7 protein-coding genes are annotated in these 9,411 nt (G+C 63.2%); 1 reads left to right on the top strand and 6 read right to left on the bottom strand.

Features of this window, described 5'->3' with window-relative positions:
• Positions 1 to 4: 4 nt before the first annotated feature.
• On the bottom strand, positions 5 to 331 hold the full coding sequence (locus PAN08_RS11435) for a YerC/YecD family TrpR-related protein (RefSeq protein ID WP_269791619.1): 327 nt from the start codon (positions 329 to 331) through the stop codon (positions 5 to 7).
• Positions 332 to 523: 192 nt separating this feature from the next.
• The gene (hisS, locus tag PAN08_RS11430) at positions 524 to 1,930 is read right to left on the bottom strand and encodes a histidine--tRNA ligase (protein ID WP_269791618.1); all 1,407 of its coding nucleotides are present in this window, start codon (positions 1,928 to 1,930) and stop codon (positions 524 to 526) included.
• A gap of 111 nt (positions 1,931 to 2,041) precedes the next feature.
• On the opposite strand from hisS, the gene PAN08_RS11425 reads away from it, so the two are divergent.
• The gene (locus PAN08_RS11425; protein WP_269791617.1) at positions 2,042 to 2,800 is read left to right on the top strand and encodes a helix-turn-helix domain-containing protein; all 759 of its coding nucleotides are present in this window, start codon (positions 2,042 to 2,044) and stop codon (positions 2,798 to 2,800) included.
• Positions 2,801 to 3,165: 365 nt separating this feature from the next.
• On the opposite strand, the gene thrC is transcribed toward PAN08_RS11425, so the two are convergent.
• The 4 genes from thrC to PAN08_RS11405 form a co-directional block, all read right to left on the bottom strand.
• Positions 3,166 to 4,467, bottom strand: coding sequence for a threonine synthase (thrC, locus tag PAN08_RS11420; RefSeq protein WP_269791616.1), 1,302 nt, complete (start codon positions 4,465 to 4,467; stop codon positions 3,166 to 3,168).
• 67 nt (positions 4,468 to 4,534) lie between these two features.
• Positions 4,535 to 5,473 (bottom strand): homoserine kinase, encoded by a 939-nt coding sequence (locus tag PAN08_RS11415; protein ID WP_269791615.1) that lies wholly within the window; start codon positions 5,471 to 5,473, stop codon positions 4,535 to 4,537.
• An 8-nt stretch (positions 5,474 to 5,481) separates the two neighbouring features.
• On the bottom strand, positions 5,482 to 7,977 hold the full coding sequence (thrA, locus tag PAN08_RS11410) for a bifunctional aspartate kinase/homoserine dehydrogenase I (protein ID WP_269791614.1): 2,496 nt from the start codon (positions 7,975 to 7,977) through the stop codon (positions 5,482 to 5,484).
• A gap of 489 nt (positions 7,978 to 8,466) precedes the next feature.
• A complete protein-coding gene (locus PAN08_RS11405; RefSeq protein ID WP_269791613.1) occupies positions 8,467 to 9,411 on the bottom strand; it encodes a DMT family transporter in 945 nt (314 codons plus the stop codon).

Here is a 9,411-nt window from a genome sequence, read left to right as displayed (position 1 = left end):
TTTCTCAGTTGGATTCGGTTTTACGCGCGGCGAGCCGCTCGATGGCGGCGGTATAGCCCCCGGCGCCGTGTTCGAGCGAGCGCGCGACCCGGCCAATGGTGGTGACGCTCACCCCGGTCAGGTCGTAGATCTCGCGGTAAGGCACGCCCTTGCGCAACAGCGGCACCACGCGCCAGCGGTCGGCCATGGCCTCCAGCTCGGCGGGGGTGCAGAGATCACGCAGGAATGCCTGCACGTCCTGCGGCTTGTCCAGCGCAGCCAGCGCCCGAGACAGCGCCTTCAAAGGGGCGTCAGAAGCCTTTTCACGTTCGGAATCGATGCGCGGTTTCATTTGTATCAACGTATTAGCGTGCTAGTACGTTAGTACAAAACTTTGGATGGGTCAAACCCGCTTGATGCAGCACATTGCGGTTGAGCGGGGTTCCTGAGCACCGCCCAGCGGTCGCGACTTCGCTCTGCAGGGAAATCGGCCACAAAAAAGGCCCCGCACTGCGGGGCCCTTTGTTCAGCGTGTGATGACTGCTCAGCGCGCCATGGCGCGCGCCTGCTCCAGCTCCACCTGCAGTGTGGATGCCAGCTCGTCGCGGGCAACCTCAAACTGTTGCTCGCGCAGCAGATCCTTGACCGCCACCACGCCACGCGCCAGCTCGTCTTCACCGGCCAGTACCACGAAGCGGATACCCGCCTTGGCTGCGTACTGGAACTGCTTGCCGATCTTCTTCGGCTCCATCTGCACCTCGGTATTGATGCCACCAGCGCGCAGGCGACGGGCGATATCCAACGATTGCGGCATGGACGCCTCGTCCATCAGCGCCACCATGGCATGTACGCTGCTTTCAGCAATGCCGTCAATCAGATTGGCCTCACGCAACTGCCAGAACAGGCGGGTCAGGCCAATGGAAATACCCACGCCCGGCAGCCGGGACTTGGTGTAGTGGCTGGCCAGGTCTTCGTACCGACCGCCGGAGCAGATCGAGCCGATCTGCGGATGGTCGCTGAGCGTGGTCTCGTAGACGGTGCCGGTGTAGTAGTCCAGACCACGGGCAATGGAGAAATTCAGGCAGTACGCCGTCTCCGGCACCCCCAACCCCTTCACCAGCTCCAGCACCTCGCGCAGCTCTGCGGCACCGGTACGCAGCGACTCACCAGCCGAATCGCCGGCCTCGGCCAGCACCGCATCCAGTTTGCCCAACGCATCGGCATGCGAGGCCGAACGCACTTCGACGAAAGCCAGAATGCGCTCGACCGCTTCAGCCGGCAGGTTGAAATCCGGGCCGACCAGGGTTTCACGCACGTAGTCGGCGCCGCGCTTGTCCAGTTTGTCGACCTCGCGCAACACCAGCGCCTGCTGCTGCGGGTCGGCAACGCCCTGGGCCTCGAAGAAGCCACGCATCAGCTTGCGGTTGTTCAGCTGCACGGCAAATTTGCCGATGCGCAGCTCGGAGAACACCGCGTGGATGACCGCCAGCACCTCAGCGTCATAACGGATGCTCAGCGCGTCTTTGCCGATCACGTCCACATCGCACTGGTAGAACTCGCGGAAGCGGCCGCGCTGGGCACGCTCGCCACGGTAGACGCGCTGCATCTGGTAGCGGCGGAACGGGAAGGTCAGGTCGTGCTCGTGCTCGGCCACATAGCGGGCCAGCGGCACGGTTAGATCGAAGCGCAGCGCCATTTCCGGCAGGCCGGTAGCGCCGGACTCGGCAGCATTGGCCAGCGCCCCCGTGGACTGCACGAAATACACCTGGCGTTCGGTTTCGCCGCCAGATTTAGTCAGCAGCACGTCGGACAGTTCAAATACCGGGGTCTCTACCGGCAGGAACCCGAAACGCTCGTAGTTGCGCCGGATGACGTCCAGCATGCGCTGGAACGCGATCTGCTCGCGCGGCAGCAATTCCATGATGCCGGGCGGGGTACGGGGCTTGATCACGGGCGAAACTCCTGCAACTCAGTGGGGTGGTTGACCTGCAATTCTAGCGCCAGGCCGCCTCACTGGCGGCATGAAGTATCATTTACCCCTGCCCCCGTCCGTATTGAAGCCATGTCCCGGCCCGCCCCTGGCCTCGAGCAATCATTTGCATCGTCTGCTACTGCAGACGGCAATAGTGCGCGTGAATGCCTGCATTGCTCGGTCCGACACCTCTCGGTGTGCTCGGCGTTGTCCTGTGACGAAGTGCAGGCACTGGAGCAGATCACCACCTCGATACCCGTCCCGCTGGGCGCCACGCTGGCCCGTACCGGCGAGCCACGCACTTATGTCTATACCGTAACCGAGGGCGCGCTGCGCCTGGTGCGGACATTGACCGACGGCCGGCGCCAGGTGAACGGTTTCGTGCTGCCCGGTGACTATATGGGCCTCAGCGGCGCTGACCAGCACCGCTACGACATTGAGGCCATCGCCGAGAGCCGCGTCTGCCGGGTGCCGATGCCGCAGATGCGCGACCTCCGCCAGCGCTACCCGCACTTGGAGCGCAAGTTGCTGCAGCGCGCTTGCCAGGAACTGGATGCTGCGCAGGACAATGCCCTTGCCTTGGCGCGTCTGCAGCCGCCGGAACGGCTGGCCGACTTCCTGCTGCGCCTCGCCGCCCGCGAGACCGCCCTACTGGGCCGTAGCAGCAACCGCGTGTCGCTACCGATGGGCCGCGGCGACATCGCCGACCACCTCGGCCTGACCATGGAAACGGTGAGTCGCACGTTCACCAAGCTGCGCCAGCAAGGGCTGATCGCCCTTCCCCACCTGAACGTGGTGGAGATTCTGGATTCCGCCGCACTACAGAAACTCGCCAACGACGAGCTCTGACGCTGCGAGAGTGGCGTCCGCCGCTAGGCTGAAAAGGTCACCGCTCGACAGAAGCAGAAACCAGGCAGTAACGCCGGCAAGACTGCCGTCGTTCGCCAACGTCGTTGGCCTTTTGGCTTGGCGGCTCACGCCATGGTTGTAGAACGCCACGTGCAACGGGGCAAGCGTTGCCCGTCCGCGGCATACAACGCGAGTTGCATGCCCTTCAATTGCGACCACAGGCAAGCGTGCGTGACGCTAACCCTTGACTATTCCCCGACTGCGCAGCCGCCCAGCCGGGCCACGGCGAATCTCGACATTGCACGCCCGCATTGATCAGCGGCGCCTGAAGGCTTCGCGACATGCGTCGCCCCCGCAAAAGTCCTTCAGCCTTCCAGCAAAGTTTTACGCAGTGCCGCGTACTCCGGTGCGCAGGGTTCGGCATGAGCTGGACGCTTGAGCAACTCGGCCAATGCAGCCGGCACCGGCACTTCCCGGCCGATCAGCGGCTCGACCACCGACTCGAACTTGGCCGGATGCGCGGTCGCCGCGACCGCCCAGTGCTGGTCCGGCGGCGCGTCGCCACTGGCCCGCAGTTGCTCCAGTACCTGCACGGCGGTAGCCGTATGCGGGCAGAACACCTCGCCATGCTGGTGATAGCGACGGGCGATGGTCTCGCGAATGCTCGCATCGCCGACCGCGCGGGAAACAAAGGCGTCGCGCAAGGCCGCATCATCACCGTTGTACAGCCAACGCAGACGCTCGAAATTGCTGGGAGCGCCGACATCCATGGCATTGGCCAAGGTGGCGACACTGGCCTTGGGCGTGTAGTCGCCCCCCGTGAAGTAATCCGGCAACACGCGATTGGCATTGGTCGCCAACACAATGCGCCCCAGCGGTACACCCAACGCGCGCGCCATGACGGCGGCCATCGCGTTGCCGAGGTTGCCGGTGGGGATGACGAAGTTCAGCGGCGAGTCGTGCACGGCCTGATGACTGAGCGCCGCGTGCGCGTAGTAGCTCATCTGCGGCAACAAACGCCCGAGGCTGATGCTGTTGGCCGAACTGAGCGGCACCCGCGCCTGCAATTCACCGTCATTGAGCGCCTGCTTGGCCATGGCCTGGCAATCGTCAAATGAGCCAGCCACGCGCAACGCGCGGATGTTGCCTCCCAAACACCCCAACTGATGTGCCTGGCGCGGCGATACGCGTCCATCGGGGTAAAGCACCACAACCTTGAGATTGGGCTGATTGTGAAATGCGGCGGCAACCGCGGCGCCGGTATCACCAGAGGTTGCCACCACGATGGTCAGCGGCTGGTCCTGCCATGCGCGTAAACGCGAGAGGCTGGCAGCAAGAAAACGCGCACCGAAATCTTTGAACGCCGCAGTAGGTCCATGGAACAGCTCCAGGACATGGTCGTTGCGTGTCGCCAACGGCAGCAGCGGCGCGGGAAAGTCAAAGGCCTGCTGGCAGATACCGGGCAGCTCGGTCTCGAGCCCGTCGTTGGCAAAGAACGGCGACAGCAGGTCCGTAGCGGTCGCTGCCAGCGAATCGCCGGCCTGCAAGCCGCGCGCTTCAGGCATCTGCTGCGGAACATACAAACCGCCATCAGGCGCCAGACCGGCGGCGACGGCTTGGCTGAGGCTTGCAACGGGAGAAGCGTTACGGGTGGAAATGAAGTTCATTGCGGCTTCCGGAATAGGTGGTGGCGTTGCGAGGACGCTTGCCCTCGCTTGCGCACGGGAGAGGGCCTCAGGACGAGAGCAACGTTGCGCCGGGACTGTTCAGCGGCGTCACCCAAGCCTGGCTACCGAAGCCAGCGGTGGCGAATGCGACCTGTACGTCCTGTACGGCGGCTTCGGCGGCTTCGCGCGTCTCAAACCAGGCAAAGATGCTGGGGCCAGCGCCTGAAATGCTGGCACCCATCGCGCCTGCATTCAGAGCTGCCTGCTTGGCGGCATCAAAACCGATAATCAACGACGCACGGCGCGGCTCGATCAAGACATCCGCCAGCCCTGCCCGCACCAGCCCTGCGTCGCCGGCATGGCAACCCGCCAGAACCAGCGCCAGATTGGTGCTCTGGGCGACGAATTCCTTGAGTTCGTATGTCCCTTGCAAAGCAGCGCGCGCGCGGCGCGTCTCCAGCAGCGCATCCGGATGCACCAGCAGACTGTGCCAGGCAGCCGGCACCGGCACCGGCACCAAGCGCTCCAGCGTGGACAGCACCAATCCGCCGAGGAACATCGGCCCGAGATTGTCACCGTGACGACTGCCACTGGCGACGGCTTCACCCTCCAGTGAATACACATATAACTGCTCACGAGTCAGTGGCGCATCGAGCAGTGCATTGGCCGCCACCAGTGCCGCCACGCACGAAGCGGCCGAACCACCCATCCCTGAACTGAGCGGGATGCCTTTGTCGATTTCAATCTCGAACCCGAACGACAGCCCCAAGGCTTCACGCAATGCGATCAACGCCGCGCCAGCAGTGTTATCCGGTGCCTCACGCGGCAGCGCTATGGCGGCACCACGAATGGCGGCGATGCGGACTTCGGGCGCATCGATTCGCCGCACCGTCACCGTGTCGCCAACACCCGCCACGGCGTAGCCCAACAGATCAAAACCCACCGCCACGTTCGCTACCGATGCAGGCGCGAATGCACGTGCTTCACGCAGACCAGAATTTCTCAATGCATCGCTCACAAGCGCGCCCCTTCGCCCGCCGCCACACGCAGCACATCCGCAAACACGCCGGCTGCGGTGACCTCCGGCCCAGCACCTGGGCCCTGCACTACCAACGGGTTATCGCAATAACGACCGGTGGTGAACTGCACCACGTTATCGGTCAGGCGCAGATTGGCGAATGCATGGTCTGCCGGCAGTTCAACCAGCCCGACACTCGGCTGTTGGCCCGGTTTGAACTGGGCGACATAGCGCAGCACATTGCCGCGCGCCCGCGCCTCACTCAGACGCTGCGTGAACACCACATCGACCTCTGACAGACGCGCCATGAAATCCTCGACGCTTGCGCCCTGGAGGGATTCAGGCACCAGGCTTTCCACCGCCACATCTTCCAGACTGATGTCGTTGCCAGCTTCACGCGCCAGAATCACCAGCTTGCGCGCCACGTCTACGCCGGACAGATCGTCGCGTGGATCCGGCTCGGTGTAGCCCATCCCGCGTGCCTGCGTGACCAACTCGGAGAACGGCACACTGCCGTCGTACTTGTTGAACAACCAGGCCAGCGTGCCCGAGAAGATGCCCGCAATGGCGGTGACTTCATCGCCGGTATCGACCAGATCACGCAGCGTGGTGATCACCGGCAAGCCTGCGCCCACCGTGGCCTCGTAGCGGAAGCGCGCGCCGCTGGTTTCAGCCGCAACGCGGATGGCGTGGTAACGCACCAGTGGACCGGCACCCGCTTGCTTGTTCGGCGTGACCACATGGATGCCGGCTGCCAACCAGCCGGCGTAACGCTCAGCCACGTCCGAGCTGCCACTGCAATCGACAATCAAGGTGTGCGGCAGACGCGCGGACAGCAGGTGGTCGGTGAACTGATCCAGGTCGGCGGGCACCTTGGCCGCTTCAAATGCTTGTTTCCACTCGCCGTGCAGGCCGCGCTGGTCCAGCAGCATGGTGCTGCGCGAGGTGATCGCACGCAGGCGCAAATCAAGCTTGGCCTTGGCCAACAGTTGCGGCTGAGCGGCATTGAGTTGATCCAGCAACGCCGCACCAACGTTGCCCGGGCCGATCACACCCACGGAGAAGGTCTGCGGCGACAGCCAAAATCCGGCATGCGCCGCGCGCAGTGCCTTGGTCGCATCACAGCTTTCGATGGCGACGGAGATATTGCGCTCGGACGAACCCTGCGCAATGGCCAGAATATTGACCTGTGCCCGCCCCAACGACTCAAACAAGCGCGCGGCAACACCAGGCTGCCCTGCCATACCATCGCCCACCGCAGCCAGCACGCTCACACCGGTGGTCAACTGCACACGCTGCACTTGGCCGGCGGCCAATTCGTGCGAAAAGCCCTGCAGCAAGGCATCACGCGCCCGCTCGGATTCGGCCTGTTTCACCACGCAGCAGATCGAGTGTTCCGATGAACCCTGCGAGATCATCACCACCGAAACGTGCGCATTGCGAAGTGCAGCGAACACGCGCTCAGCCGTACCCGGCACACCGATCAAACCGGTACCTTCCAGATTCAGCACGGCCAGATCCGGACTGAGCGTCAAACCCTTGATCGGACCACGGCTGGAGCTTTCTGCGGTGATGCGGGTGCCGGGGTGATCAGGCTGGAACGTATTGCGGATGATGATCGGCAAGCCACGTTCGATGGCCGGGGACATCGTTTGCGGATGTACCACTTTTGCGCCGAAATACGCTAATTCGCAGGCTTCGTCGTAGCTGAGTGCATCCAGCTGTACGGCTTCGGGCACCACGCGCGGGTCGGCGGAGAGCACGCCGTCCACATCGGTCCAGATGTGCAGCTCGTCAGCCTCAAACAGGGCGGCAAAGATGGCACCGGAAAAATCACTGCCATTGCGGCCAAGCGTGGTGATATTGCCCTTTCGATCCCGGGCAACGAAGCCTGTGACCACCACCCGGTGCGCCAGGTGCGACTCCCGCCACAATGCCAGTTTGGCCGCGCTCGATTTCCAATCCACGTCCACGCCAAGTTCGCCATGGTTGACCACCAGTACGTCGCGCGCATCTAGCACATCACAGTCTTCACCCAGCGCCTGTAAGTGATGGCCCAGCAGGTGTGCGGAGAACACTTCACCCAGGCCTTGCACCCGATCCAGCACTTCCTGCGGCAACTCACCGATCACCGCCAAGGCAGCCAGGACTTCACGCAGCCGTTCGAAGCGGGCATCAAACCATTCGATGGTCGGGCCGGAATGCTCACCCAGCAGCGACACCGCTGCCGCACGGTGACGCGCCCGCAGTTCGTGCCAGCGGTCGTCCCAAGCACCCTCACCTGCGGCAGAAAGGCGCGCCAAGTCGATCAACGCATCGGTTACCCCTTTCATCGCCGAGACCACGGTGACCTGGGTCTGCTCCTCGCGCGCCAGCAGCAACTGCGCCACATGGCGGTAGCGATCCGCATCGGCCACCGATGTGCCGCCAAATTTATGGACGACGGTACGGACGGCGGTGGGATCGGCGAGTGGAACGGCAACTGACGACATCGGATGAACCTCTGCTGGAGGCCCCGACACGCATCTGGATGGAGTTCCCCCGCATCCTGATCCGGGTGCGGGGCCGTGGTTTTCGGAAATTACGCGAAGACGACGGGCCGCACCAAGCGAGTGGTGGCGGTAATAGTGGTGGTAATGGAGGCTGCCGAGCCAGGCACACTGCCCTGCTCACCCGGAAGGGGCTGCAGGTACGTGGCGTTGGGCTGGTTGGCGCTCATGCGGTCAAGAGGACTACAGCAAGGATCAGGCTGTCAAGTGCTGCGATGCAAAATGCCAATAAAGCCGAACTTCGCCGAAGCTGCTTTTAAAAGTTGCAATTGTCATCAAACGCAAACGTCGCGCATTTAACTCGCAAGCAACCCTCAATAGCGCGGACGAACGATCAATACACTGCTGGCCGAGCGTCACCTCCATGGCCAACCAAGACACTTCGAAAGAAACCAGTGCAGGCAACTTTCGCAGCGGTCTGCGCAGAATGACTCACGCAGAACCGACAGCTGGCGCCGTCGAACGGTGCGCAGCGGCACTCCAAACCACTCCGGCCACCAGACATGCGGCGGCGAGCATCTCCGCCGGCACCGGCCAACGTTGCTGCCACAGGAAACCGTAGACCAGGCCAAACAAGGTCTCAAACACGATCATCTGCCCACCAAGGGTCAATGGCAGGGCCCGACTGGCGCGATTCCAGCAAGCATTGCCAAGGATCGAAGCGAACACGGCAACCGCTGCGGCCATCGCCCAGAAGCCCCCCCATTCGCTACTCGAATGCACCTTGGTATCGCCCATGAATGCTACCGGCGCCAACAGCAATGCCAATCCGCCGGTCGCCACGCCGGTCAGCAACGACCAGTCGTGACCGGACACTGTCGGCACCCGTGCCAACCAGCGCGTGTTGCCAACCGAATACGCCGTCCAAGACACGAGCGCACCCACGCCACACAGCAAACCAATCAGACGTTGCGCTGCATTGGTCTGTACATGCGTCGAGTTCATTGCTTCGTATCCCATCAGCGTAACCCCGGCCACGCACAAGGCCAACGCTGGTGCCAAGCGTGACAACGGCAACGCACCGGGCTCGCGGGAGCCGACCACCGCGACCAATACCGGCACCATGCCCACGATCAAGGCCGCTGACGCACCGCCGCTCCATTGCACGGAAATCGATAGCAGCACGAAGTAAACCAGGTTGCCCAACAAGCTCAGCCAGGTCAGCGCCGTCCATTCGACCTTGCCGATGGTTGCACGCAGCGCGGGCCATCGCGGCACCAGCAACACCACCGCGACAAAGCCATAAACAAGGTAGCGCGCAGCAGCAAGCTGCAACGGTGAGAAGCCGGACAACACCGCTGGCGCAAGAAACACCAACCCCCACAGCGCGCCAGAAGCCACGCCATTGGCGATACCGACGCCCATTGAACGATTCAT

It is taken from the genome of Stenotrophomonas sp. Iso1 (genome assembly GCF_027497995.1).
In the GTDB taxonomy this organism is placed as follows: Bacteria; Pseudomonadota; Gammaproteobacteria; order Xanthomonadales; family Xanthomonadaceae; genus Stenotrophomonas.
The sequence above is the reverse complement of the archived record's forward strand: the minus strand, read 5'-3'. Positions and strand labels throughout refer to the sequence as shown.

Coding starts and splice junctions, on each gene's coding strand:
- PAN08_RS11435 (WP_269791619.1), bottom strand. CDS start 331: ATGAAACCGCGCATCGATTCCGAACGTGAAAAGGCTTCTGACGCCCCT.
- PAN08_RS11405 (WP_269791613.1), bottom strand. CDS start 9,411: ATGAATCGTTCAATGGGCGTCGGTATCGCCAATGGCGTGGCTTCTGGC.
- thrC (WP_269791616.1), bottom strand. CDS start 4,467: ATGAACTTCATTTCCACCCGTAACGCTTCTCCCGTTGCAAGCCTCAGC.
- thrA (WP_269791614.1), bottom strand. CDS start 7,977: ATGTCGTCAGTTGCCGTTCCACTCGCCGATCCCACCGCCGTCCGTACC.
- PAN08_RS11425 (WP_269791617.1), top strand. CDS start 2,042: ATGTCCCGGCCCGCCCCTGGCCTCGAGCAATCATTTGCATCGTCTGCT.